Annotated in this window: 20 protein-coding genes; 14 read left to right on the forward strand and 6 right to left on the reverse strand. The window is 70.5% G+C overall.

The genetic code is table 11. From position 1 onward, the window contains the following. Positions 1 to 205: 205 nt before the first annotated feature. From ACI2L1_RS33325 to ACI2L1_RS33340, 4 genes are all read right to left on the reverse strand, one after another. Positions 206 to 1117 (reverse strand): carbohydrate kinase, encoded by a 912-nt coding sequence (locus tag ACI2L1_RS33325; protein ID WP_404743140.1) that lies wholly within the window; start codon positions 1115 to 1117, stop codon positions 206 to 208. Beyond that, positions 1114 to 2226 (reverse strand): LacI family DNA-binding transcriptional regulator, encoded by a 1113-nt coding sequence (locus tag ACI2L1_RS33330; RefSeq protein ID WP_404743166.1) that lies wholly within the window; start codon positions 2224 to 2226, stop codon positions 1114 to 1116. Before ACI2L1_RS33330 ends, ACI2L1_RS33325 begins: the two co-directional genes overlap by 4 nt. Positions 2227 to 2405: 179 nt before the next feature. Then, complete coding sequence (locus ACI2L1_RS33335; protein ID WP_404743141.1) at positions 2406 to 3362, reverse strand: hypothetical protein; 957 nt, start codon at positions 3360 to 3362, stop codon at positions 2406 to 2408. A gap of 211 nt (positions 3363 to 3573) precedes the next feature. After that, entirely contained in the window at positions 3574 to 3948 is a 375-nt protein-coding gene (locus tag ACI2L1_RS33340; RefSeq protein WP_404743142.1) for a response regulator, read from the reverse strand. Between the two features lie 207 nt (positions 3949 to 4155). On the opposite strand from ACI2L1_RS33340, the gene ACI2L1_RS33345 reads away from it, so the two are divergent. Next, positions 4156 to 5538, forward strand: coding sequence for an ABC transporter substrate-binding protein (locus ACI2L1_RS33345; RefSeq protein WP_404743143.1), 1383 nt, complete (start codon positions 4156 to 4158; stop codon positions 5536 to 5538). Between the two features lie 222 nt (positions 5539 to 5760). Continuing rightward, a complete protein-coding gene (locus ACI2L1_RS33350) occupies positions 5761 to 8502 on the forward strand; it encodes a PAS domain S-box protein (protein ID WP_404743144.1) in 2742 nt (913 codons plus the stop codon). Between the two features lie 109 nt (positions 8503 to 8611). Here the strand turns inward: ACI2L1_RS33350 and ACI2L1_RS33355 are convergent, their stop codons facing one another. Next, the gene (locus tag ACI2L1_RS33355) at positions 8612 to 8776 is read right to left on the reverse strand and encodes a hypothetical protein (RefSeq protein ID WP_404743145.1); all 165 of its coding nucleotides are present in this window, start codon (positions 8774 to 8776) and stop codon (positions 8612 to 8614) included. A gap of 250 nt (positions 8777 to 9026) precedes the next feature. Between ACI2L1_RS33355 and ACI2L1_RS33360 the strand changes: the two genes are divergently transcribed. Continuing rightward, positions 9027 to 9701 carry a response regulator gene (locus ACI2L1_RS33360; RefSeq protein ID WP_404743146.1) on the forward strand — a complete coding sequence of 225 codons (675 nt, stop codon included), beginning with the start codon at positions 9027 to 9029 and terminating at the stop codon, positions 9699 to 9701. A gap of 112 nt (positions 9702 to 9813) precedes the next feature. On the opposite strand, the gene ACI2L1_RS33365 is transcribed toward ACI2L1_RS33360, so the two are convergent. Then, positions 9814 to 10440 (reverse strand): maleylpyruvate isomerase N-terminal domain-containing protein, encoded by a 627-nt coding sequence (locus ACI2L1_RS33365; RefSeq protein ID WP_404743147.1) that lies wholly within the window; start codon positions 10438 to 10440, stop codon positions 9814 to 9816. Between the two features lie 156 nt (positions 10441 to 10596). Here ACI2L1_RS33365 and uvrC point away from each other — a divergent pair, with 156 nt between their 5' ends. The 11 genes from uvrC to ACI2L1_RS33420 all read left to right on the forward strand — a co-directional run bounded on the left by uvrC (position 10597) and on the right by ACI2L1_RS33420 (position 24429). Then, complete coding sequence (uvrC, locus tag ACI2L1_RS33370) at positions 10597 to 12693, forward strand: excinuclease ABC subunit UvrC (RefSeq protein ID WP_404743148.1); 2097 nt, start codon at positions 10597 to 10599, stop codon at positions 12691 to 12693. Beyond that, positions 12690 to 13649 (forward strand): RNase adapter RapZ, encoded by a 960-nt coding sequence (rapZ, locus tag ACI2L1_RS33375; protein ID WP_404743149.1) that lies wholly within the window; start codon positions 12690 to 12692, stop codon positions 13647 to 13649. Before uvrC ends, rapZ begins: the two co-directional genes overlap by 4 nt. Further along, on the forward strand, positions 13646 to 14713 hold the full coding sequence (yvcK, locus tag ACI2L1_RS33380) for a uridine diphosphate-N-acetylglucosamine-binding protein YvcK (RefSeq protein ID WP_404743150.1): 1068 nt from the start codon (positions 13646 to 13648) through the stop codon (positions 14711 to 14713). The genes rapZ and yvcK overlap by 4 nt, the downstream gene beginning before the upstream one ends. Further along, positions 14704 to 15693, forward strand: a complete 990-nt coding sequence (gene whiA, locus ACI2L1_RS33385; protein ID WP_404743151.1) for a DNA-binding protein WhiA — start codon at positions 14704 to 14706, stop codon at positions 15691 to 15693. The genes yvcK and whiA overlap by 10 nt, the downstream gene beginning before the upstream one ends. Positions 15694 to 15839: 146 nt before the next feature. After that, complete coding sequence (locus tag ACI2L1_RS33390) at positions 15840 to 18791, forward strand: M14 family zinc carboxypeptidase (RefSeq protein WP_404743152.1); 2952 nt, start codon at positions 15840 to 15842, stop codon at positions 18789 to 18791. Positions 18792 to 19004: 213 nt separating this feature from the next. Further along, entirely contained in the window at positions 19005 to 20012 is a 1008-nt protein-coding gene (gene gap, locus ACI2L1_RS33395; RefSeq protein WP_030318674.1) for a type I glyceraldehyde-3-phosphate dehydrogenase, read from the forward strand. A 136-nt stretch (positions 20013 to 20148) separates the two neighbouring features. After that, positions 20149 to 21360, forward strand: coding sequence for a phosphoglycerate kinase (locus ACI2L1_RS33400; RefSeq protein WP_404743153.1), 1212 nt, complete (start codon positions 20149 to 20151; stop codon positions 21358 to 21360). A gap of 5 nt (positions 21361 to 21365) precedes the next feature. Further along, complete coding sequence (gene tpiA, locus ACI2L1_RS33405; RefSeq protein ID WP_404743154.1) at positions 21366 to 22142, forward strand: triose-phosphate isomerase; 777 nt, start codon at positions 21366 to 21368, stop codon at positions 22140 to 22142. A 103-nt stretch (positions 22143 to 22245) separates the two neighbouring features. Further along, positions 22246 to 22476, forward strand: coding sequence for a preprotein translocase subunit SecG (gene secG / locus ACI2L1_RS33410; RefSeq protein WP_404743167.1), 231 nt, complete (start codon positions 22246 to 22248; stop codon positions 22474 to 22476). Positions 22477 to 22691: 215 nt separating this feature from the next. Continuing rightward, the gene (locus ACI2L1_RS33415; RefSeq protein WP_003957010.1) at positions 22692 to 23027 is read left to right on the forward strand and encodes an RNA polymerase-binding protein RbpA; all 336 of its coding nucleotides are present in this window, start codon (positions 22692 to 22694) and stop codon (positions 23025 to 23027) included. A gap of 133 nt (positions 23028 to 23160) precedes the next feature. Further along, on the forward strand, positions 23161 to 24429 hold the full coding sequence (locus ACI2L1_RS33420) for an MFS transporter (protein WP_404743155.1): 1269 nt from the start codon (positions 23161 to 23163) through the stop codon (positions 24427 to 24429). Positions 24430 to 24449: the final 20 nt, after the last annotated feature.

A 24449-nucleotide genomic window follows, 5' to 3' on the forward strand; every position in this document is an offset into this window, starting at 1 on the left:
GCCCCCCCCGCCCGGTTCTTATACGCCCGGGGCGCGCAGTCCTTACGCCTGGCGGCGGGGGGGCCCGCACCCCGCCGCAACCAGCCCGTGCCTGGGGGCGCCCGGCGGCACCCCCCCGCGGGCCACCACTCGTTCCACGAGCCCGGAGCCCTGCGCGCGGTTGAAAGCTGACGCCCGCAAGTCGCTTCCTGACGGCGAACGACCCTTACGGTTCACCCAGTTCGGACGCGTACGGCGGCTGTGCTCCCGCCCGTGAACAGGTGATCGCCGCCGCGCGGGCGGCGAACCGCAGCAGCCGGGTCCAGTCGCCCACACCAAGGCTCGCGAGTGCCGCCGGGGTCAGTGCGTCGAGGGCGGCCAGGCCGTGCAGCAAAGCCGCGTTCACGGTGTCGCCGGCGCCGATCGTGTCCACCACGTCGACCTGCTCGCCCGGCACGGGAAGCGCCTTCCCGTCCTGGGTGAACACGGTCAGCCCGTCGCCGCCCTGGGTGATGACGACGGCCGAGGGCCCCGCGGCCAGCCACTCGTGCGGAGTGCCGCCCAGCCACTGCGCGTCCTCCTCGGAGAGCTTGAGCAGGGACACCGACGGCAGCCAGCTCTTGAACCGGGCCCGGTAGGCGTCCGCGTCGGGAATCAGCCCGGCCCGGATGTTCGGGTCGAGTGCGGTGAACACACCCTGCGCGGCGGCGGCACGCAGCAGTTCCTCGTAGGCGCTCGCCCCCGGTTCCAGGACGAGCGAGCAGGTACCGAAGGACACCGCACGTGTGCCGGCGGGGAGTTCGGCGGGTGCCGTGAACAGACGGTCGGCGGTGCCGTCGACGTAGAAGGAGTAGGCGGCCGAGCCGTGGCTGTCGATCGTGGCGACGGCGAGTGTGGTGGGCTCGGTGCCACGCTGCACGCCGGAGACGTCCACTCCCGCCTCCCGCAGGCCGCCGAGCAGGGCCTCACCGAAGGCGTCGAGCGAGGTGCGCGAGCAGAAGGCGGTGGGGGAGCCGAGTCGGCCAAGGGCCACGGCGGTGTTGTAGGGGCCGCCGCCGAGTGCCGGCTTGAGGCCCGCGAGTGCGCCCCTGCCCTGCGGTACCAGGTCGATCAGGGCCTCACCGGCGACGACGATCACGAGACGCTTCCTTTCTCGAACTGCGGGGACTGCAAGGACTGCGGGGACTGCGGGGACTGCGAAAGCTGTACAGAGCGCCCCGACCCCACCCCGGCGTCGGGGCACCCGCACGACGTGCGATGGACGAACGCGCAGTCCAGGCGCACGGTCCGCGCGGGCCGGTCCGGTGCGTCGAGGCGTTCCAGGAGCACCCGGACCGCCTGGGCGCCGATCTCCCTGCTGGGCTGGGCGATCGCGGTGAGCCGGGGGGAGAACAGGTCGGCCCAGGAGAAGTCGTCGAAGCAGCACAGGGCGAGGTCGTCCGGTACCGACAGACCGCGTTCGCGCAGGGCGCGCAGGGTCCCGATGGTCATCGCGTTGTTGGCGGTGACGAGAGCCGTGGGCGGGGAGGCGAGGGAGAGCAGGGCGGAGGTGGCGCGCTCGGCTCCGGCCGACTCGGAGTCGCCGTGGGCGACCAGGTGATCGTCGTAGGGGAGACCGGTGGCCGTCAGGCCCTGTCGGTATCCGGAGATCCGTTCGACGGTGGTGCTGAGCCCGGGCAGGCCGGCGACCAGCCCGATGCGCCGGTGGCCGAGCCCGGCGAGGTGGGTGACCAGGCGGGCCGTCGGCTCGGTGTTCTCGGCGCAGACCTGGTCGAAGCGCTGCGGGACGTCCGCGGGGACGGCTACCAACCGGTCGAGGAACACGGCGGGGACCTCGTGGCGCCCTAGATAGGAGACGAGTTCGCGGGGGTCCGCCGAGGGCGCGACGATCACGCCGTCCACGCGCCGCTCGTGCAGCAGTTGGACGACTTTGCGCTCATGCTCGGGGTCGTCGTGCGGATCGGCGATGAGCAGGCCGTAGCCGTGTTCCAGGGCGCTCGCCTCGACGCCCTGGAGGATCTCCGTGAAGTACGGATTGCTGATCGCCGACACCGCGAGCCCGATGGAGCGGGTGCGGGAGGTCACCAGGGAACGGGCGAGGGTGTTGGGGGTGTAGCCGAGCTCGTCGACGGCGTCCAGCACCGCCTGCCGGGTCCGGGGCAGGACCGGCCGGGTGCCGTTGAGGACGTGCGAGACGGTCGCCACGGACACCCCCGCACTGCGGGCCACGTCGGCCATGGTCGGCATCGAGTCCTCCTCCCGGAACGGCACCCACGGGACACCGGAACGGAGGCCCACGGCCGGGAAGGTATCCCATCCGGCAGCGCACGTAAACGCTTGCGCAAGCGTTTACGTGCAGTCACCGCCTCGACACCGGGCCACCCACGCCCGGTGCCTCGACACCGGCCCACCCACGCCCGGTCGCGTCACTCCCAGTCCCACCCGATCCCCACGACCCCCGACCGCACCCGCGGCTCGACCAGGTGCACCGAGTGATGCAGGCCGGTGAGGGCCAGTTCCTGGCGGCCGCTGCGGGGGGCCGCGGGGGAGTGCTGGGCGAACCGGTGGCAGCGCAGCGGCAGGGCCTTCTCGTCGAACCGGATCTGGAGCGCGTACTGGCCGCCGGGCGAGCCGAAGCCGCGGACGTACTCGCGGGAGACACCGGCCGTGCCGTCCTCGACGCGGTAGCGGAAGAGGAAGGTGTCACCGGCCCGCAGCCGGGCGTCGAGGAGCAGCTCGGCCACCAGCACGCCGGTGTCGTGGTGCGAACGGACGCGCCCCGTACGGCAGTTCTCCAGCGCGTGCACGGTCATGAGCTCCGGCACGCACCCCGGGTCGCCGTGGTGGACGGCCATGAAGCGGTCGACGCCCTCCCGGTGGGCGCGCACGATGTGGTGCGACTCGCGGCTGCGCAGCTCGCGGCGTACCCCGATCCCTATGTGCTCGTGGTGACCGAGGGAGTGCAGCCCGCCGTCGAGCGGCGAGTCCAGCTCGCCCAGCAGCTGTTCGAGTACGTCCGAGGCGGCCAGGAGGGAGCGGTAGGAACGGGCCGCGGGCCGCTCGGCGGCCGACCGGTCCTCGCTCTCGGCCAGCAGCCTGATCAGCGACTCCTCCGGCAGCTGCAGGATCTCCTCCAGCGCCCGTACGGCCCGCAGCGACTCGGGACGCTGCGGCCGCCGGGCCCCCTGTTGCCAGTAACTCAGGCTGGTGACACCGACCTTGACCCCGTGCCGCGACAGATGGTGCTGGACGCGCTGCAGCGGCAGCCCCCGGGCGGCGATCGCGGCGCGCAGCGCGACATGGAAGGGGCCGCCTCGCAGGGCCGTGTCCAGTTCCGCGGCGGCGACGGTCGCGACGTCCGCGTGCTGTGTGGCGTGCGGCATGCAGGGGCCTTTCTGTGCAGGTCCGGACGGCTGGTCAGGCCGTTCGTGAGGGTGCGCCGGGGCCGTCCGCGGCAGTGCAGGCGGAGACTTCACATCCGTACGCCGCCGTTCCCGGCCCCGAGTTCCCCCGCATTGAAGCGTGTTGACCAAGTCCCGACAACACCTGTCGCCGAACAGTGGCGTACTCCGGGCCGGATCGCGGCCCGCTCGCTCAGCCGGGAGCGGCCTCCCCGACGCTGCCCAGCAACTCCCTGATCGCCCGCGCCGACAGCGCCGACTTGGGCAGGAAGCCGCGCGCCGGACTGCCGGCGACGAGCTCCTCGAAGTCCTCAAGGGCATGCGTGGAGATCAGGATGATGACGGCGGAAACACTGCGGGCCAGTTCCACGGCCACGTCGAAACCGCTCTCGCCGTTGAGGTCGAGGTCGACCAGGACGACGTCCGGGGTCAGCTCCGCGGCCCGCACGAGAGCCTCGGTACCTGACAGGGCGACGCCGACGACAGGTATCCCGTCGCGTTCCAGCAGACTTCGCGCGGCCTCCAGGAACCGGATGCTGTCATCGACGAGAAGACAGCGCATGGACATGCGGACAGGGTCCCAACCAGCAGGTGATTGCGCTTTCCGGCTACCCGGAAAGAGTCGGCGCGGATTGCTTCCGGGCACCTGGAATGTGCTCAAGTCCTGTGCCGAGTCGGTCAGTCAGCGTTCACCCAGCGCAGCGGGAGGTCACGGCGGGTAGCATGTGGGCTGCCCTGGGGAGGCCGTGGGAGTCCGGTCGAGTGGGGGTGCGTGATGAAGGCGCAGCTCGGAAACGTCGGAAGGGGCTGGGGGCGTCGTGCCCTGGCCTCGGGGCTGGTGGGAGCCGCGCTGCTGCTCGCCGCGTGCGGTGGCGGGGGAGGCGACGACGGCAAGGGTGAGCGGACTCGCACCGACACCACCTGCGACGGCAGGATCGACGGCACCGCGCATGTCACGGTGTGGTTCCACGCGGGACCGAGCGCCGAGTACAACACCCTGCGCCGCCAGGTCCAGGACTTCAACAAAGCGCAGCGGCAGGTACGGGTCGAGGTGGTCACGCTTCCCGAGCAGCGGCCGTACAACGAACTGGTGCTCTCCGCCGCGGCCAGCGGCGACCTCCCGGACCTGCTCGACTTCGACGGGCCACGGCTCTACAGCTACGCCTGGTCCGGCAAGATCAAGCCGATCGACTCCTGCGTGTCCGGCGCACTCCGGAAGGACCTGCTGCCGTCGATCCGCCAACAGGGCACCTATGCCGGACGGTTGTACGGCATCGGCACCTTCGACTCAGGACTGGGGCTCTATGTGCGGCCGTCGGTTCTGAAGAAGGCCGGCATCCGCATCCCCAGAGGTGCCGAGGACGCCTGGACCGCCGACGAGTTCACGAAGATCCTGCGTACGCTGCGCAAGGCTGGCTACCCGTACCCGCTCGACATGGGCCTCGTCTACGCGAAACCCGGCGAGGAGTGGAACACGTACGGCTTCGCGCCCGCCGTGTGGTCGGCGGGCGGCGACCTGATCGACCCCAGGACGTTCCGCACGGCCGACGGCTTCCTCAACGGGCCCGAGTCGGTCGGGGCGCTCACCACCCTGCAGAACTGGGTCAAGGAGGGGCTCGTCGAGCCCGGCAAGACCGGCCAGGCGTTCGATCAGGGTCACAGTGTCATCTCCTGGACCGGCCACTGGTGGTACCCGGACTACACCAAGCACTTCCCCGGCGACGTGGAGATCGTGCCGCTGCCGGACTTCGGCGAGGGCACCGTGACCGGAATGGGCTCCTGGCAGTGGGGCGTGACCTCGGGCAGGGCCGACGGCGACGCCGTGTGGCGCTTCCTCGCCTATCTGCTGAAGCCGGACCAGATCCACCGGATGAGCACGGCCAATGGCGCCATCCCGGCCACGAACAGCGCGGTGAAGCTCTCGCCGGAGTACGCCGAGGGCGGCGCCGAGCGCCTGTTCATCGAGCAGTTGACGGACGGGGTCGCCCGGCCGAGGCCGCGGACGCCCGCCTATCCGGCGGTCACCGAGGCGTTCTCCCGGGCCTTCCGGAAGATCATGATCGACGGGGCGCCGGTGAAGGCCACCCTCGACGAGGCGGTCGAGGCCATCGACAAGGACCTCGCCGCCCACGACGGTTACCCGCAGGACGGATCCTGAGCCGCCGCCGGCCGAAGTCACCTGACCCTCGGGACACATGGACGGCAGCGGAGTTCCCGGGCATGCTGAAGAAGCTGCGGAAGCCGGGTCACGACCGACCGTTCGATGCCGACCGGCGGTACACCGACACGGACGAGTGAAGGTGCCGACCACAGAGGGGTGTTTCGGATGACGGAACCCGATGGCGCGAGACACGGAAGCGGCAACGCCTGAGGCTCTGTCATGCGCCGCTCACCGCTCAGACGAAGCCCCCGGTCCCCGCACCGCATCCCGCTCCTCGCCCGGCTGCGCGTACGCCGGAAACTGATGCTGCTGGTCCTGCTGCCGGTGACCGGACTGCTCGCCTTCACCGCGTTCAGCTCCGTGACCCAGTGGCGGGAGGCGCGGACCCTGCGCGAGTTCCACACCGGGACCGACGTGTCGCTCGCGGCGACCGAGGTCACCGACGCCGTCGGACGTGAACGCCTCGCCGCCGTCAAGGCCCGGCTGCGCCCCGGCCCTGGCACCCTGGCGGAGCGGACCGAGGCGGAGCGGATCACCGGCCGGGTCCTGGAAGGCGCCGCGGCACGCGCCGCCTCGTGGTCCGGCTCCGACGTCGCCGGCGACCTCGACACCCTCGGCCGTCAACTGCACTCGCTGCGCGTCCAGACGAGCACCGGCTCGCTCGCCGCCCCCGACATCGCCGAGCAGTACGGCAACGTCGAGGACACCCTGCTCGACGACGTCACCGCGCTCGAATCCGGGCGCCCCACCCGGGCTTCGGGCCGCGCGGCCGACGCCCACATCGCGCTCCTGCGGGCCATCGAGGCCGCCGAACGGGAGCAGGCGGAGGTCGCCGCCCTGCTCGCCGGGCCCGCTGGCCGCCCCACCGGCGCCGGACGCTGGCCCGCCCTCGAAACCGCCCAGCTGGACGCCTTCCGGGAGAACACCTCGGCCGAACTGCGCACCCAGCTCTACGTCATCCAGTTCCAGGACCCCGGCCGAGCCGTCCGCCATGTCCGCGACCTGCTCGCCACCGCCCGCCCGGAGAGTGCCGACTGGCCGTCGTACGAACACTGGCTGGCCGACTCCGGGGCCCGCATCGACTCCCTGCGCGGCATCCAGGGCCGGGCCGCCCGTGAACTCGACATCACCGCCGGCCACGACCGCAGCGACGCGGAGACCCGCGCGGTGCGCGACCTCACCACCTCCCTGGCCGTGCTCGCCCTCGTCACCTTCCTCGCCCTCGCGCTCAGCCGGTCGATCACCCGGCCCCTCGGCCAGGTCTCCGCGGGCGCCAGGGCGCTGTCGTACGGCGATCTCTCGTACGACATCCGGTACGCGGGCCGCGACGAACTGGGCGATGTCGCCGACACCTTCCGCGAACTGCGGGTGACCACCGAGCGACTGGCCGCGGAGATCCGCGCCATGAACACGGCGATCGACCACAACCGCCTCGAACACCGCGCCGACGAGGCCTCCTTCGAGGGCACCTGGAGTCAGCTGCTAGGCGGCATGAACGGCACCATGGCGTCCTTCGCGGCGGCGCACGGGCGGCGCGAGAAGGCCGAGCAGGAACTGGCGGGCATCTTCAACCTCTCCCTGGACCTGCTCTGCGTCAGCGGACTCGACGGCTACTTCAAGCGGGTCAACCCGGCCTTCGAGCACACCCTGGGTTACCCGCGCGAGACGATCCTGACGACGCCGTACATCGAGTTCGTGCACGAGGAGGACCGCGACACCACGCGGGAGGCCCTGGCGCGACTCGCGAGCGGTGCCGAGGTGGCCGAGTTCGAGAACCGCTACCTGCGGGCCGACGGCACCGAGTGCTGGCTGCAGTGGAGCGCCCGGCCGGTCCCCGAGGAGGGCCTCATCTACGCCACGGCCCGCGACGTCACCGAGAGCCGCCGTACCGCCAGGGAACAGGCCGCCCTGCGCCGGGTCGCCACCCTGGTGGCCCACGGCGCCCCGCCGCCCGAGGTGTTCGCGAAGGTGGCCCAGGAGGTGGGGGATCTGCTGGACACCACCGCGGCCGTGCTGCGGCAGGAGTCCGACGGCAGTCAGATGGTCCTCGGGACCATTCTCGGCATCCCGACGGAACTGGAACAGTCCACCCGCGAGGCACGCAGGAAGGCGGGGCGCGAGCTGGTCGACGAGATCACCAGGACCCGGCGCGCCGCCCACGTCGGCCACGCCGTGGGCGCGCCCATCGTCGTCGACGACCGGCTGTGGGGCTTCGTCCTAGCGGCCTCCCCGCTGGACACACTGCCCGCCGGTACCGAGTCGCGGCTGGCCGACTTCACCGAACTCGTCGCCACCGCCATCGCCAACGCCGACAGCCGCGACCAGCTGACCGCCTCACGCGCGCGCGTGGTGGCCGCGTCGGACGCCTCCCGGCGACGCATCGAGCGCGATCTGCACGACGGTGTCCAGCAACGGCTCGTCGCCCTCCAACTGGACCTGCGGCTCGCCGAGAGCCTGGTGACCGACCCGTCCTCGGAGCTGGCCGAGCAACTGGCACACGTCGGCAAGGGCCTCGACGACGCCTTCCAGGACCTGCTCCAGGTGGCCCGGGGGATCCACCCGGCCATCCTCTCCAAGGGTGGCCTGGGCCCCGCCCTGCGCTCCCTGGCCCGCCGCGCCGCCCTCCCCGTCGAACTCGACCTGCAACTGCCCGCGGCCCGGCTGCCGGAACAACTTGAGGTGGCCGCCTACTACGTGACCTCCGAGTCCCTCACCAACACGGCGAAACACGCGCACGCGCGCGTGGTGAGCGTCGGGGCCGGGATCCGGGACGGTGTGCTGGAACTGACCATCCGCGACGACGGAGTCGGGGGCGCCGAGCCGGGCCGAGGCTCCGGTCTGATCGGTCTCATCGACCGGGTCGAGGCGATCGGCGGCAAGCTGGCCGTCAGCAGCCCGCCCGGCGAGGGCACCATCCTGGACGTGCGGCTGCCCTTGGGCGGGCCCTCGCCGGACTTGTGACCGCCCGGGGCGCACGCCGGGGAGTTCGTCCAGGTGGGGAAGCCTGAACTTGGTGACGTCGCGTACGCTCCGGGCGGTCCCTGTCGGACGGAGAGGCATCCGTCCGGCACTAGGGGCGGTGGGTTCCGCCGTTCTGTGCGGTCTGCAGGCGCTTGGCGCGCACGATGTCCGGGTCCCTGGGATCATCCAGGACGCCGATCGCGCCGTACGCCTCGTCCGGGTACCGACGGGCACGGACCGGTCGCCGCTGCTTCTCGATCCGCGTCCGCCGCATCTTCCGCACCCTTCGGCCGTGCGACCCTCCGTCCCTCGCCCGGGACGGCCGGTCGGACCGCATCTGCACTGGTTCGAGAATCGCCTGGAAACGTCCGCATGTCGTCACGGCAAGCCTCCAATTCCGCTTCCGGCTAGCCGTAACCCCAAGGGTGGGGCAGGCTGTTGGAGCGCAGACAGCGGGCGGGGCCGGGGGAGCTCCGACTTTGGACGACGCACCGCGGAGGCTGGGCGACGGGGGGCCGGGATCAATGGGAGACGCAGCGCAGCAACCGGCACGGGGACGGGTCGTCCTCGCCGACGACGACATCCTGCTCAGGGAGGGCCTGGCCAGTCTGTGCGAGCGCGTCGGATACCAGGTCGCGGGCCAGGCCGGTGACGCGGTCCGACTCCTGGAACTGGTCGACGAGGAGCGCCCCGAACTGGCGATCGTCGACATAAGGATGCCCCCGGACCATTCGACCGAGGGCCTCAAGGCGGCCCGCACGATCCGTGAGCGCCACCCCGACACCGGCATCCTTGTCCTCTCGGCTTTCGTCGAGGTCGAGGAAGCTCTGGAGCTGCTGGCGAGCGGCCGCAAGATCGGCTACCTCCTCAAGAGCCGGGTCACGGTCGTCGACGAGTTCATCGAGGCCCTGGAGCGCATCCACCGGGGCGGCTCGGTCGTCGACCCCTCTCTGGTGCAGGAGCTGGTCTCCGCCCAGCGCCGGGACGACCCTCTCGCCCAGCTCAGCGCTCGCGAGCGCGAGGTCCTCTCCCTGATGGCGGAGGGCCGCTCCAACGCCGGCATCGGCCGCCGGCTGTGGGTCACCGAGGGCACCGTCGAGAAGCACGTCCGCAGCATCCTCGGTAAGCTCGGCCTCACAGAGGACACCGACGACCACCGCCGGGTCCTGGCCGTGCTGACGTTTCTGGAATCCCGTTAGGACCTGTCCGGAGGATCATGCGAAGGGCGTCTGCGCCTGCCACGTCCCCGGCACCGCGACCACGATCGGACTCCGGGGCCATGCCCCGACAGGCACTGGTTTCCAGAAGTTTCTAGAAGGCCGCGATCGGATCGGTGACCCGCTCCCGGCGGGCCAGGGTGCGCATCACCGGAAGGAAGCCGTGCCGGGCCACGGCGATCCGGGTGAGGCAGTCGGTGACCGCTTCGGTGGCCTCGGCGGGCACCGACGGTGTGGGAACCTCCAGACTCACGGCCAGGTCGTCGAGGTGGACCACGAGTTCCACGAGGCGGGTGAGCAGGCACTGGTCGAGCGGCAGTACATGGGTGAACACACCGACAGGCCGGTCGAGCGGCATGGTCGGCAGCCGCACCGCGAGCCGGGCGCGAGCGGCGTCGAACGCCTCGACCAGGGCATCAGGCCCACCGGCCGCCTCCCGCTCGCCCACCTCGCGGATCCGGAGCGGCACCGCGTCGTCCAGACGCGGCGCCGGGCCGACACCGGCCAGGAAGTACGTGACCGCGTCAACGGGGAGCCGGTCCGCCGGGAGCGGTTCGGCCAGCCAGCGCTCGACGTTGAGGACCGCACGGGCCAGATGCCCGGCCAGGCCGCTGATCCGAAACCGGTCCAGCGCGCTCGGCCGCTCCCATCGCTCGGCCAGCAGCGGCGAACGCAGCAGCACGGACGCGACCTCGGCGGTGTCGAGAAATGCGAAGATCACACCGGGAGGCTAGCGGCCGTCCCCGTGCGTGGCCATGGGCCGCCGGAGATCACCCCGGCCGCCTGCGTAGGGCTCCGCACACGGCCCGCCGGACAGACCCCGGCCGTTGTCCACAGGCTCACCGGAGTGTCAGCCCTCGCCAGTAGGGTGTGAGACATGGCCGACCCCTCCAGCTACCGCCCCAAACCAGGGGAGATCCCGGACTCTCCCGGGGTGTACAGGTTCCGTGACGAACACCGTCGGGTGATCTACGTCGGAAAGGCGAAGAGCCTGCGTCAGCGCCTGGCGAACTACTTCCAGGACCTGGCGAGCCTGCACCCCCGCACCCGCACGATGGTGACCACGGCCGCGTCCGTGGAGTGGACGGTGGTGTCCACGGAGGTCGAGGCCCTGCAGCTGGAGTACTCCTGGATCAAGGAGTACGACCCCCGGTTCAACGTCAAGTACCGCGACGACAAGAGCTACCCGTACCTCGCGGTGACGATGAACGAGGAGTTCCCCCGCGTACAGGTGATGCGCGGCCAGAAACGCAAGGGCGTCAGGTACTTCGGGCCGTACGGGCACGCGTGGGCGATCCGCGACACCGTCGACCTCCTGCTGCGCGTCTTCCCCGTCCGCACCTGCTCCGCCGGCGTCTTCAAGAACGCCGCCCGCACCGGCCGCCCCTGTCTCCTCGGCTACATCGGCAAGTGCTCGGCACCCTGCGTCGGCCGCGTCACCGCCGACGAACACCGAGCCTTGGCCGAGGAGTTCAGCGACTTCATGGCCGGCCGCACCGGCACCTACATCCGCCGTCTGGAGAAGCAGATGACGGACGCGGCCGAGGAGATGGAGTACGAGCGGGCGGCCCGTCTGCGCGACGACATCGGGGCCCTGAAGAAGGCCATGGAGAAGAGCGCGGTCGTGCTCGCCGACGCGACCGACGCCGACCTGATCGCGGTCGCCGAGGACGAGCTGGAGGCCGCCGTCCAGATCTTCCACGTCCGCGGCGGACGAGTCCGCGGCCAGCGCGGCTGGGTCACCGACAAGGTCGAGGAGATCACCACCGGCGCCCTCGTCGAGCACGCCCTCCAGCAGCTCTACGGCGAGGAGAAGGGCGACTCGGTCCCCAAGGAGGTCCTCGTCCCGGCCCTGCCCGACCCGGTCGAGCCCGTCCAGGAGTGGCTCACCGAGCGCCGCGGGTCGGGTGTCTCCCTGCGCATCCCGCAGCGGGGCGACAAGAAGGCCCTCATGGAGACCGTGCAGCGCAATGCCCAGCAGGCGCTCGTGCTGCACAAGACCAAGCGCGCCTCCGACCTGACCACGCGCTCGCGTGCCCTGGAGGAGATCGCCGAGGCCCTCGACCTGGACAGCGCCCCCCTGCGGATCGAGTGCTACGACATCTCCCACCTCCAGGGCGACGACGTGGTCGCCTCCATGGTCGTGTTCGAGGACGGGCTCCAGCGCAAGAGCGAGTACCGGCGCTTCCAGATCAAGGGCTTCGCCGGTCAGGACGACGTCCGGTCCATGCACGAGGTGATCTCCCGCCGGTTCCGGCGTTATCTCGCCGAGAAGGAGAAGACGGGCGAGTGGGTGGACGGCGCTTCCGAGGACGGTGCTTCCGAGGATGCCGCCTTTCAGGACAGCGACTCGCAGAGCGTCTCCGGCAACGGCCTCAAGGACGACGACGGCCGCCCCAAGAAGTTCGCCTACCCGCCCCAGCTCGTCGTCGTGGACGGCGGCCGGCCCCAGGTCGCCGCCGCCAAGAAGGCCCTGGACGAGCGCGGCATCGACGACATCGCCGTCTGCGGTCTCGCCAAGCGCCTGGAGGAGGTCTGGCTGCCGGACGAGGACGACCCGGTCGTGCTCCCCCGCACCAGCGAAGGCCTGTACCTTCTGCAGCGGGTCCGTGATGAGGCCCACCGCTTCGCGATCACCTACCAGCGCACCAAGCGGGCCCAGCGATTCCGGTCGAGCCCCCTCGACGAGGTCCCCGGGCTCGGGGACGCGCGCAAGCAGGCCCTGCTGAAACATTTCGGGTCCTTGAAGAAACTACGATCCGCCACCATCGACCAGATCTGCGAGGTCCCGGGCATAGGCCGCAAGACGGCCGAGACGATCGCCGTGGCCCTCGCCCAGGCGGCCCCGGCCGCGCCCGCCGTGAACACGGCGACTGGAGAGATCATGGATGAGGAGGAACCCGGCACCACGGGTTCCGGTGGGGAACCCGTGACGGCGGGTGCCCCGGACGAACGACGGGGGCAGGAGACATGAATGTGAACGAGCACGAAGAACAACAGGATCAGGGCGGAGACGACGCACAGGTGAGTACGGGCGCGACCCTCGACACTTCCGGAGTCCCGGAGGCGGCCATCCCCGAGCTGGTGATCATCTCCGGCATGTCCGGTGCCGGCCGCTCGACCGCCGCCAAGTGTCTGGAGGACCTCGGCTGGTTCGTGGTCGACAACCTCCCGCCCGCGCTGATCCCCACCATGGTGGAGCTCGGCGCCCGCTCCCAGGGCAATGTCGCCCGGATCGCGGTGGTCGTCGACGTCCGCGGGCGGCGCTTCTTCGACAACCTGCGTGAGTCCCTCGCCGACCTGGAGTCCAAGCACGTCACGCGGCGGATCGTCTTCCTGGAGTCCTCCGACGACGCCCTGGTGCGCCGCTTCGAGTCCGTGCGCCGCCCTCACCCCCTCCAGGGCGACGGCCGCATCGTCGACGGCATCGACGCCGAGCGCGAGCTCCTGCGTGAGCTGCGCGGTGACGCCGACCTGGTGATCGACACCTCCAGCCTCAACGTCCACGAGCTGCGCGCCAAGATGGACGCCCAGTTCGCCGGCGAGGAGGAGCCCGAGCTCCGGGCCACCGTCATGTCCTTCGGCTTCAAGTACGGCCTCCCGGTCGACGCCGACCTGGTCGCGGACATGCGGTTCCTGCCCAACCCGCACTGGGTCCCGGAGCTGCGCCCCTTCACCGGCCTCAACGAGGAGGTGTCGGCGTACGTCTTCAACCAGCCCGGTGCCAAGGAGTTCCTCGACCGCTACGCCGAGCTGCTGCGCCTGATCGCGGCCGGCTATCGCCGTGAGGGCAAGCGGTACGTGACCATCGCCATCGGCTGCACCGGCGGCAAGCACCGCTCGGTCGCCACGTCGGAGAAGCTCGCCGCGCGCCTCGCGGCCGAGGGTGTGGAGACGGTGGTCGTACACCGGGACATGGGACGGGAATGACAGGACGTTCTCCACGGCTGAGCAGGCTGCGCCGGGTCGTTCCCGAAGGACGCGCGACCCGGCCCGTCGAGGCCCGCGGTGCCAGGCCCCGTCGGCGTGGCGCTCAGCCGAAGGTGGTCGCGCTGGGCGGCGGTATGGGCCTGTCGGCCTCGCTCGCCGCCCTGCGCCGGATCACCGGTGACCTCACCGCCGTCGTCACCGTGGCCGACGACGGCGGCTCCAGCGGCCGGCTCCGTGACGAGCTGGGCGTGCTGCCGCCCGGTGACCTGCGCAAGGCGCTGGCCGCGCTGTGCGGCGACGACGACTGGGGCCAGACGTGGGCCCGGGTCATCCAGCACCGCTTCCAGTCCAAGGGCGACCTGCACGAACACGCGGTGGGCAATCTGCTGATCGTCGCCCTCTGGGAGCAGCTCGGCGACCATGTCCAGGCCCTCGACCTGGTCGGCAGGCTCCTGGGCGCGCATGGGCGGGTGCTGCCCATGTCCGCCGTACCTCTGGAGCTCCAGGCCCTGGTCAGGGGACACGACCCGGAGCGGCCCGAGGACATCGACACCGTACGCGGACAGGCGACCGTGGCCCTGACCCCGGGCGAGGTGCAGTCCGTGCACGTCGTGCCGCACGACCCGCCCGCGGTCCCCGAGGCCGTGGCCGCCGTACTGGACGCCGACTGGGTGGTCCTCGGCCCCGGCTCGTGGTTCTCCTCGGTCATTCCGCACCTGCTCGTGCCCGAACTGCTGGACGCGCTCACGCAGACGAAGGCACGCCGGGTACTCTCCCTGAACCTCGCACCGCAGCCGGGAGAAACCGATGGCTTCTCCCCGCAGCGTCATTTGGAGGTTTTGGGACGACACGCCCCTAAACTCGCCCTGGACGTGGTGCTGGCCGACCAGGCCGCCGTGCCCGACCGCGATTCGCTGACCGAGGCCGCCAAGCGGTTCGGCGCCGCGGTCGAGCTGGCCCCGGTGGCCCGGCCCGACGGAACCCCGAGGCACGACCCGGAGCTGTTGGCCGCCGCGTACGACCGTATTTTTCGGATGCATGGAAGGATCGGCCCATGGCGATGACGGCAGCGGTGAAGGACGAGATCTCCCGGCTCCCCGTCACCCGGACCTGCTGCAGAAAGGCGGAGGTCTCCGCCATCCTGCGGTTCGCCGGCGGCCTCCACCTGGTGAGCGGGCGCATTGTGATCGAGGCGGAGCTGGACACCGCGATGGCGGCCCGCAGACTCAAACGGGACATCCTGGAGATCTTCGGCCACAGCTCCGAGCTGATCGTGATGGCACCCGGCGGACTGCGCCGCGGCTCGCGTTACGTCGTCCGGGTCGTGGCAGGCGGCGACCAGCTGGCCCGCCAGACCGGTCTGGTCGACGGCCGCGGCCGCCCGATCCGGGGTCTGCCCCCGCAGGTCGTCTCCGGTGCCACCTGTGACGCCGAGGCCGCCTGGCGCGGAGCCTTTCTGGCGCACGGCTCGCTCACCGAGCCCGGCCGCTCCTCCTCCCTGGAGGTGACCTGCCCGGGCCCGGAGGCAGCGCTCGCGCTGGTCGGCGCCGCCCGTCGGCTGTCGATCGCCGCCAAGGCCCGTGAGGTCCGCGGGGTCGACCGGGTGGTCGTCCGGGACGGCGACGCGATCGGTGCCCTGCTCACCCGGCTGGGCGCCCATGAGTCGGTGCTGGCCTGGGAGGAGCGCCGGATGCGCCGCGAGGTGCGGGCGACCGCCAACCGGCTCGCCAACTTCGATGACGCCAACCTCCGCCGCTCCGCGCGCGCGGCCGTCGCCGCCGGGGCCCGGGTCCAGCGGGCCCTGGAGATCCTCGCCGACGACGTGCCCGAGCATCTCGCCGCCGCAGGGCGGCTGCGGATGGACCACAAGCAGGCCTCCCTGGAGGAGTTGGGCGCGCTCGCCGACCCGCCGCTGACCAAGGACGCCGTCGCCGGCCGTATCCGCCGCCTGCTGGCGATGGCCGACAAGCGTGCGCAGGACCTCGGCATCCCGGGCACCGAGTCCAGCCTCACCGAGGAGATGGCCGACAACCTGGTCGGCTGACGCTCACTCACCACGCCGGTGCCGACGCCCATTTGGGTAGTCGGCACCGGCGTTTGCGTGTCGGTGACGCACCCTTGACTGGATCATGAAGTGTCATGAGCCTGGCATACGTTCGCTGCTGTGGCGAACCATCGCAAGGGGGGCTCATGAGACGAAGAGCGAGACCGATCCTCGCCGTTGGCGCGCTCCTGCTCGGCGGCGCGGGCATCGCGCCCGTCGCCCAGGCCGCGGAGAGCGCCAGTTCTCCTGATCCGAACGAAGTCAAGGTCTTCCGCGCCGAGGTCACCAGCGGGCAGGTACCCCTGCTGCTGGCGGCCGGGCAGGACGGCCACGAACTGAGCGAGCAGGTACCCGAGAAGGGCACCGCGACCGTCGAGGTCTACCTCACCGACCAGGAGGCCGAGAAGCTCGAAAAGAAGGGCGTCGAGCTCACCGAGCACACCCTCTCCGCCAAGGCCGAGGACCGTGTGGACAAGGCCGCCGAGGGCGTGTTCCGGCCGTACAGCGGAAGCGGCGGGCTCCAGGAGGAGATCCTCGCGACCGCGCAGGCCAACCCGGGCCTCACCAAGGTCGTCTCCATCGGCAAGACCGTGAACGGCCAGGACATCCTCGCGCTCAAACTGACCAAGAACGCGAAGAAGTCCAAGGACGGCGCCAAACCCTCCGTCCTCTACATGTCCAACCAGCACGCGCGCGAGTGGATCACGCCGGAGATGACCAGGCGGCTGCTCCACTACTACGTGGACGGCTACAAGACCGACAAGCGCCTGAAGCAGATCGTCGACTCCACCGAGCTGTGGTTCGTCCTGTCGGCCAACCCCGACGGCTACGACTACACCTTCCAGAGCGACGACACCCGCCTGTGGCGCAAGAACCTGCACGACAACAACGGCGACGGCACCATCGCCGTAGGCGACGGCGTCGACCTCAACCGCAACTTCTCCTACAAGTGGGGCTACGACAACGAGGGTTCGTCCCCCAATCCCACCAGTGAGACCTACCGCGGCGCGGCGCCGTCCTCCGAGCCCGAGACCAAGGCCCTGGACGCCTTCGAGAAGCGGATCGGCTTCACTTACGGCATCAACTACCACTCCGCCGCCGAACTCCTCCTCTACGGAGTCGGTTGGCAGGTGGCCACCGACACGCCCGACGACGTCATGTACAAGGCGCTCGCCGGCACCCCGGACAACTCCGCGATCCCCGGCTACCGTCCGCAGGTCTCCTCCGAGCTGTACACCACCAACGGCGAGGCGGACGGCCACGCGTCGAACGTCAATGGCCTGGCGATGTTCACCCCCGAGATGTCGACCTGCCAGACCGCCTCGGACCTTGACCCGAACGACCAGTGGAACGCCGCCGACTGCCAGTCGGTCTTCAACTTCCCCGACGACGAGAAGCTGATCCAGCAGGAGTTCGAGAAGAACATCCCGTTCGCGCTCTCCGTCGCGGAGTCGGCGGCCCAGCCCGACCAGCCGAAGTCCTCGCTCGGCCTGAAGGCCGCGGACTTCACCCCGAAGCCGTTCACCACGTCGTACTCCCGCGGTGCGGACCAGGAGGTCTCCGTCGTCGTACGCAGGTCCGTACGCGACAAGGAGCTCAAGTACCGCGTCAACGGCGGCCGTACGCAGGACATGGCGCTCAAGGCCTGGAAGGGCGGCGAGACGTACGGCGGCGAGGACAACCTCTACTTCGACGAGTACCGCGCCAAGGTCGCCGACGGCGATCCGGGCGACAAGGTCGAGGTCTGGTTCACCGGCGAGACCAAGAGCGGAAAGCTAACATCCAGCGCGCACTTCGCCTACACGGTGGCCGAACGCCCGCGCGCCGACGTGCTCGTGGTCGCCGAGGAGGACGCGACCGCCACTCAGGCGCAGTCGTACGTCGACGCGTTGAAGGCCAACGGCCGCACGGCGATCGTCTGGAACGTCGCCACCCAGGGCGCACCCGACGCGCTCGGGGTGCTGGACCACTTCAAGTCGGTCGTCCACTACACGGGCGCGACCGTCCCGGGCAACCCCACCCAACTGCAGCTGCGGGCCTTCCTCAACGAGGGCGGCAAGCTGATCGAGGCGGGCGAGCGGGCCGGCGGCAACGTCGACCTGGGCGGCGGCACCCTGTCGAACGACTTCAGTCAGTACTACCTGGGCGCCTACACCCGTACGACCCTGCCGGGCGCCACCGCCTTCGAGGGCACCGGCAAGCTCGCCGGGGCCTCCGGAGCCCTCGGAGCAGCTCCCGGCAACCCGCTGGACACGGCCGGCTCCTTCAGCGTCACCTCGGACAACCTGCCCGGGACGACCTTCCCGCAGTTCACGAGCGCGGGAGCGGGCACGTACCCCGGCACACCCAATCCGTACGGGCCGTACGAAGGCGCCTCCATGGCGGCCGTCACGCACAGCGACTACGCCTGGAACCGCCTCACCCGCACCATCGACCTCACCCAGGTCACCGCCGCGCAGGCGCCCACCCTGCGCACCCGAATGCTGTGGGACACCGAGGAGGGCTACGACCACGCCGTCCTGGAGGCGCACACCGCCGGGGCCGACGACTGGACCACGCTCCCGGAGAAGAACGGCGCCACCAGCACCGCCGTGCCCACAGAGTGCGAGGCCGGGTTCTTCATCGCGGCCCACCCCGCCCTCAAGCGGTATCTCACGCTCGGCGCCGGCGGCTGCACGGCCTCCGGCACCAGCGGCCAGTGGAACAGCCTCACCGGGGCGTCGGCCGGCTGGCAGGAGGTCTCCTTCGACCTCTCCGCGTACGCGGGCAAGACGGTCGAGGTGTCCTTCAGCTACATCACCGACCCGGGGTCCGGTGGTCGCGGCGTCCTCCTCGACAACACGTCGGTCGTCGTCGGCGGCCAGGCCGTCGAGACCGAGGGCTTCGAGACCTCGCTCGGCGCGTGGAGCGTGCCCGGGCCGCCGGCGGGCAGCCCCACGGTCGTGAAGGACTGGGGCCGGGCCGGAGAGCTGTTCAAGACGTACGGCGCGGTCACCACGGACGACACCGTGCTGCTGGGCTTCGGCCTGGAGCACGTCACCGCGGCGGCCGACCGCGCGACCCTGCTCGGCAAGGCGCTGGGAGCCATCGGCGGGTGAACCGAATGTGACTCATCGTAGTCATTTCGGGTGACCCGAGCTTTCGGTCCGGGGCGGTCCGTACCCCTACTGACAGGTACGGACCGCCCTGCGGTGTATGGGGCGACTCGATGTCACCAGGGAAGCCTCAGGAGGGTAGGGTCGGGGGTGGTCGGGGACATCCCATACAGCTCGCCGGTCTCGAAACCGGCGTACCAACGAGGAGATCGGTTCGTGACGATCCGCGTAGGCATCAACGGCTTTGGCCGCATCGGTCGTAACTACTTCCGCGCGCTGCTGGAGCAGGGTGCTGACATCGAGATCGTGGCTGTCAACGACCTGGGTGACACCGCGACCACCGCGCACCTGCTGAAGTACGACACCATCCTGGGCCGCCTCAAGGCCGAGGTGTCGCACACCGCCGACACGATCACCGTCGACGGTCACACCATCAAGGTGCTGTCCGAGCGCAACCCCGCCGACATCCCGTGGGGCGAACTGGGCGTCGACATCGTCGTCGAGTCGACCGGCATCTTCACGAAGAAGGCCGACGCCGAGAAGCACATCGCGGGCGGCGCCAAGAAGGTCCTCATCTCGGCTCCGGCCAAGGACGAGGACATCACCATCGTGATGGGCGTCAACGAGAACAAGTACGACGCGGCCAACCACCACGTCATCTCCAACGCCTCCTGCACCACCAACTGTGTGGCGCCGATGGCCAAGGTTCTCGACGAGAACTTCGGCATCGTCAAGGGCCTGATGACGACGGTCCACGCGTACACGAACGACCAGCGCATCCTGGACTTCCCGCACTCCGACCTGCGCCGCGCCCGCGCCGCCGCGGAGAACATCATCCCGACCACCACCGGTGCCGCCAAGGCCACCGCGCTGGTCCTCCCGCAGCTCAAGGGCAAGCTCGACGGCATCGCGATGCGCGTCCCGGTCCCCACCGGTTCCGCCACCGACCTGGTCGTGGAGCTGGAGCGCGAGGTCACCAAGGACGAGGTCAACGCCGCGTTCAAGAAGGCCTCCGAGGGCGAGCTGCAGGGCTACCTGTCCTACACGGAGGACCCGATCGTCTCCTCCGACATCGTCAGCGACCCGTCGTCCTGCACCTTCGACTCCTCCCTGACCATGGTCCAGGAGGGCAAGTCGGTGAAGATCCTCGGCTGGTACGACAACGAGTGGGGCTACTCCAACCGCCTCGTCGACCTCACGGTCTTCGTCGGCAACCAGCTCTGATCCACAGAGCAGCAGGCACTTTGATGTGAGAACAGGGCTCGGGCGGCGCAGGGACGCGCCGTCCGAGCCCTGACTCGCGTACAGACCGGCCCTCTTACGATCACGAGCACCACCAGTCCATTCGGGAGCCCTCTCAATGAAGACGATCGACGAACTTCTCGCCGAAGGCGTCGCAGGCAAGCGGGTCTTCGTCCGCGCCGACCTCAACGTGCCGCTGGACGGCACCACCATCACCGACGACGGCCGTATCCGCGCCGTCCTGCCGACCGTGAAGGCCCTCGCCGAGGCGGGTGCCCGGGTGGTCGTCGCCTCCCACCTGGGCCGCCCCAAGGGCGCCCCGGACCCGGCCTTCTCGCTCGCCCCGGCCGCCACGCGTCTCGGTGAACTCCTGGACGCCCCCGTGGCGTTCGCGACCGACACGGTGGGCGAGTCGGCCACCGCAACGGTCGCGGGCCTCGCCGACGGCCAGGTCGCGGTGGTCGAGAACCTCCGCTTCAACACCGGCGAGACCTCCAAGGACGACGCCGAGCGCGGCGCCTTCGCGGACCAGCTCGCCGCGCTGGCCGACGCCTACGTCGGCGACGGCTTCGGTGCCGTGCACCGCAAGCACGCCTCGGTCTTCGACCTCCCGGGCAAGCTGCCGCACTACGCCGGCTACCTGATCGCCACCGAGGTCGGCGTCCTGAAGAAGCTCACCGACGAGGTCCAGCGGCCCTACGTGGTCGTGCTCGGCGGCGCCAAGGTCTCCGACAAGCTCGCCGTCATCGACGAGCTGCTCGGCAAGGCCGACCGCATCCTCATCGGCGGCGGCATGGCCTTCACCTTCCTCAAGGCCAAGGGCCACGAGGTCGGTGCGTCCCTGCTCCAGGAGGACCAGATCCCGGCGGTCCTGGAGTACATCGAGCGCGCCGAGAAGACCGGCGTCGAGCTGGTCCTGCCGGTCGACGCCGTGGTCGCCCCCGCGTTCCCGGACCTGAAGACCAAGGCCCCGGCCGACGCCACCACCGTCGCCGCGGACGCCATCCCGGCCGACCGGATGGGCCTGGACATCGGCCCGGCGTCCGGCAAGCTGTACGCCTCGAAGATCACCGACGCCGCCACCGTCTTCTGGAACGGCCCGATGGGCGTCTTCGAACACCCCGAATTCGCCGAGGGCACCAAGGCGGTCGCCCAGGCCCTCCTCGACTCCCAGGCCTTCACGGTGGTCGGCGGTGGCGACTCCGCCGCGGCCGTCCGCATCCTGGGCTTCGACGAGAACGCGTTCGGCCACATCTCGACCGGCGGCGGCGCCTCCCTCGAATACCTTGAGGGCAAGACGCTCCCCGGCCTCGCCGCACTGGAGGACTGACCTACATGAGCACGCGCACGCCGATCATGGCGGGCAACTGGAAGATGAACCTCAACCACCTTGAGGCCATCGCGCACGTCCAGAAGCTCGCCTTCGCCCTCGCGGACAAGGACTACGAGGCCGTCGAGGTCGCCGTCCTGCCGCCCTTCACCGACCTGCGCTCCGTGCAGACCCTGGTCGACGGCGACAAACTCAAGATCAAGTACGGCGCCCAGGACCTCTCGGCGCACGACTCGGGCGCCTACACCGGTGAGATCTCCGGCTCGATGCTGGCCAAGCTGAAGTGCACGTACGTGGCGATCGGCCACTCCGAGCGCCGTCAGTACCACGCGGAGACCGACGAGATCGTCAACGCCAAGGTCAAGGCCGCGTACAAGCACGGTCTGACCCCGATCCTGTGCGTCGGCGAGGAGCTGGAGGTCCGCGAGGCGGGCAACCACGTCTCCCACACCCTCACCCAGGTCGAAGGCGGCCTCAAGGACCTCTCGGCCGAGCAGGCCGAGTCCGTCGTGATCGCCTACGAGCCCGTGTGGGCCATCGGCACCGGCAAGGTCTGCGGCGCCGAGGACGCCCAGGAGGTCTGCGCCGCCATCCGCGGCAAGGTCGCCGAGCTGTACACCCAGGAGCTCGCCGACCAGGTCCGCATCCAGTACGGCGGCTCCGTCAAGGCAGGCAACGTCGCCGAGATCATGGCGCAGGCCGACATCGACGGCGCCCTGGTCGGCGGTGCCTCGCTGGACGCCGACGAGTTCGTCAAGATCGTGCGCTTCCGGGACCAGTGAGTAGGCCTTAGCGGCGATACGTCGTACTCTTGCGGGGGCATGGCCCTTAAGGCCGTGCCCCCGTCGTTCATCCGAATCCGAGAGAGTTGGTCCAGCCGTGGTTTTGGGGTTCTCGATCGCCCTGATCGTCTTCAGCGGGCTGCTGATGCTGCTGGTGCTGATGCACAAGGGGAAGGGCGGCGGCCTCTCCGACATGTTCGGTGGCGGCATGCAGTCGTCCGTCGGTGGTTCCTCGGTCGCCGAGCGCAACCTCGACCGCATCACCGTGGTGATCGGTTTGTTGTGGTTCGCGTGCATCATCGTGCTCGCTCTCCTCATGAAGACGAACAGCTGAGCGGCCACGCCACACACAGCACGTACATTCCGCACGTAAGGCCCCATGTTCGGTACGCGCACCTGAGCGCGGCCTATCATGGGGCTTGCGTCTAGGTGTGGGGGCTGTAACTCCAATCACTGGACGCGCGTTGGGCCTTACGTAGACTGAGGCGCTCGCAACGAAGCGACAACGCCGACTCGCTTCGCGGCACCATCACGCAGGGAGTTACGACCGTGGCAAGTGGCAACGCGATCCGAGGTAGCCGGGTCGGGGCGGGGCCGATGGGCGAGGCCGAGCGGGGCGAGTCCGCGCCCCGGCTGCGCATCTCCTTCTGGTGCTCCAACGGGCACGAGACGCAGCCCAGCTTCGCCAGCGACGCGCAGGTCCCCGATACCTGGGACTGTCCGCGCTGCGGCTTTCCCGCCGGACAGGACCGGGACAACCCGCCGGACCCGCCGCGCACCGAGCCGTACAAGACGCACCTCGCGTATGTACGGGAGCGGCGCAGCGACGCGGACGGCGAGGCGATCCTCGCCGAGGCGCTCGCCAAACTGCGGGGCGAGATCTAGGAGTTGAGAGCCGGCCGGGCATCGAGAGGTGTCTGGCCGGAGCCGTTTTACGGCTGCGGTCCCGGCCGATTGTCAGTGGTGACCTCTACGGTTTGTGCATGGTCTCGTGACCGGCGGACCGTGAGGGGGAGCTGTGACTGTGGTCGAGGGGGCGGGCGTGCGTATGCCCGCGTGGCGTGGGGGATTCGGGCGGCTGTGGACCGCGGCCGTGTTCTCCAGCTTCGGTGACGCGCTGCGCGGGTCGGCGCTTCCCCTGCTCGCCGCGACCCTGACGGACCGGCCGCTGCTCGTCGCCTCGGTCACCGCCTGCGGCTATCTGCCCTGGATCGTCTTCGGCCTGCTCGGCGGCGCAATCGCGGACCGCGTGGACCAGCGGCGCGCGATGTGGACGGTGGATGCGTTACGGGGGCTGGTGGTCGCCTGTTTCGCGGTGGCCGTCGCACTCGGACACGCCTCGATCGGCCTGCTGATCGCCCTCGCCTTCACCCTGACCACCCTCCAGACCCTCTTCGACAACGCCTCGACCGCGTTGCTGCCCACCCTGGTCGACCGGGAGGCGTTGGCCGGAGCCAACGCCAGGCTGATGACCGGCCAGCGCATCGCGGGCGGTCTGCTGGGCGCCCCCGTCGTACCGCTGCTGCTGGTGGCCGGTGCCGCAGCGCCCTTCGCGGCGGACGCGGCGACCTTCCTGGTCGCGGCCGCCCTGGTCGGCTCGCTGCGCACCACCCCGCCGGAGCGGAAGCGGCGGCCCCCGGGCAGCACCCTGCGCAGGGAGATCGCCGAGGGGCTGCGCACCCTGGCCGCGGACCGGGCCCTGCGCGGACTCTGCACGGCGACGGCCCTGTGCAATGTCGGCGTGGGTGCGCTGATCGCGGGCATGGTGCTGCTGGTGACAGGCTGGCTGGACGCCGGGACCACGGGCTACGCGGCGGCGATGACCGCCTACACGGTCGGCGGTCTGACCGGGGGAGTGGCGAGCGGCCGATTCGTCGCCCGGCTGGGGCGGGTGCGCGCGGTGCTGCTCGCGGGGACGGCACAGATCGGCGCCCTGGTGGTCATGGGTTCCGTGCGCTCCCTGGTCGCACTCGCGGGGGCCATGGCCGTCTTCGGGTTCATGGGGATGGCGTGGAACGTCCAGACCACGACCCTGATGCAGGAGCGCGGGCCGGCCGAACAGTTGGGCCGGATCAGCGCGGCCTTCCGCACCCTGGCCGTCGCCGGAGCGCCCCTGGGCGCCCTGCTGGGCGGAGCCGTGGCCACCGCCTGGGGGCTGAACACACCCGCCCTCCTCGCGGCGGCCTTCTTCGTGCTGTCCGTCGCCTCGCTGATACCCGCGCTCCACGCGGACGTATCTGTTGGTGCGCCGGACGCCGACGCCACCACGGCTCACGCCCCGCGCTGATCGATTAGGTTGGAACAGCT

Origin of the sequence: Streptomyces sp. NPDC019531 (assembly GCF_044903305.1) — a bacterium.
Lineage (GTDB): Bacteria > Actinomycetota > Actinomycetes > Streptomycetales > Streptomycetaceae > Streptomyces.

Coding starts and splice junctions, on each gene's coding strand:
- ACI2L1_RS33330 (WP_404743166.1), bottom strand. CDS start 2,226: ATGCCGACCATGGCCGACGTGGCCCGCAGTGCGGGGGTGTCCGTGGCG.
- ACI2L1_RS33335 (WP_404743141.1), bottom strand. CDS start 3,362: ATGCCGCACGCCACACAGCACGCGGACGTCGCGACCGTCGCCGCCGCG.
- ACI2L1_RS33340 (WP_404743142.1), bottom strand. CDS start 3,948: ATGTCCATGCGCTGTCTTCTCGTCGATGACAGCATCCGGTTCCTGGAG.
- ACI2L1_RS33345 (WP_404743143.1), top strand. CDS start 4,156: ATGAAGGCGCAGCTCGGAAACGTCGGAAGGGGCTGGGGGCGTCGTGCC.
- ACI2L1_RS33350 (WP_404743144.1), top strand. CDS start 5,761: ATGCGCCGCTCACCGCTCAGACGAAGCCCCCGGTCCCCGCACCGCATC.
- ACI2L1_RS33355 (WP_404743145.1), bottom strand. CDS start 8,776: ATGCGGCGGACGCGGATCGAGAAGCAGCGGCGACCGGTCCGTGCCCGT.
- ACI2L1_RS33360 (WP_404743146.1), top strand. CDS start 9,027: ATGGGAGACGCAGCGCAGCAACCGGCACGGGGACGGGTCGTCCTCGCC.
- uvrC (WP_404743148.1), top strand. CDS start 10,597: ATGGCCGACCCCTCCAGCTACCGCCCCAAACCAGGGGAGATCCCGGAC.
- rapZ (WP_404743149.1), top strand. CDS start 12,690: ATGAATGTGAACGAGCACGAAGAACAACAGGATCAGGGCGGAGACGAC.
- yvcK (WP_404743150.1), top strand. CDS start 13,646: ATGACAGGACGTTCTCCACGGCTGAGCAGGCTGCGCCGGGTCGTTCCC.
- whiA (WP_404743151.1), top strand. CDS start 14,704: ATGGCGATGACGGCAGCGGTGAAGGACGAGATCTCCCGGCTCCCCGTC.
- ACI2L1_RS33390 (WP_404743152.1), top strand. CDS start 15,840: ATGAGACGAAGAGCGAGACCGATCCTCGCCGTTGGCGCGCTCCTGCTC.
- ACI2L1_RS33400 (WP_404743153.1), top strand. CDS start 20,149: ATGAAGACGATCGACGAACTTCTCGCCGAAGGCGTCGCAGGCAAGCGG.
- tpiA (WP_404743154.1), top strand. CDS start 21,366: ATGAGCACGCGCACGCCGATCATGGCGGGCAACTGGAAGATGAACCTC.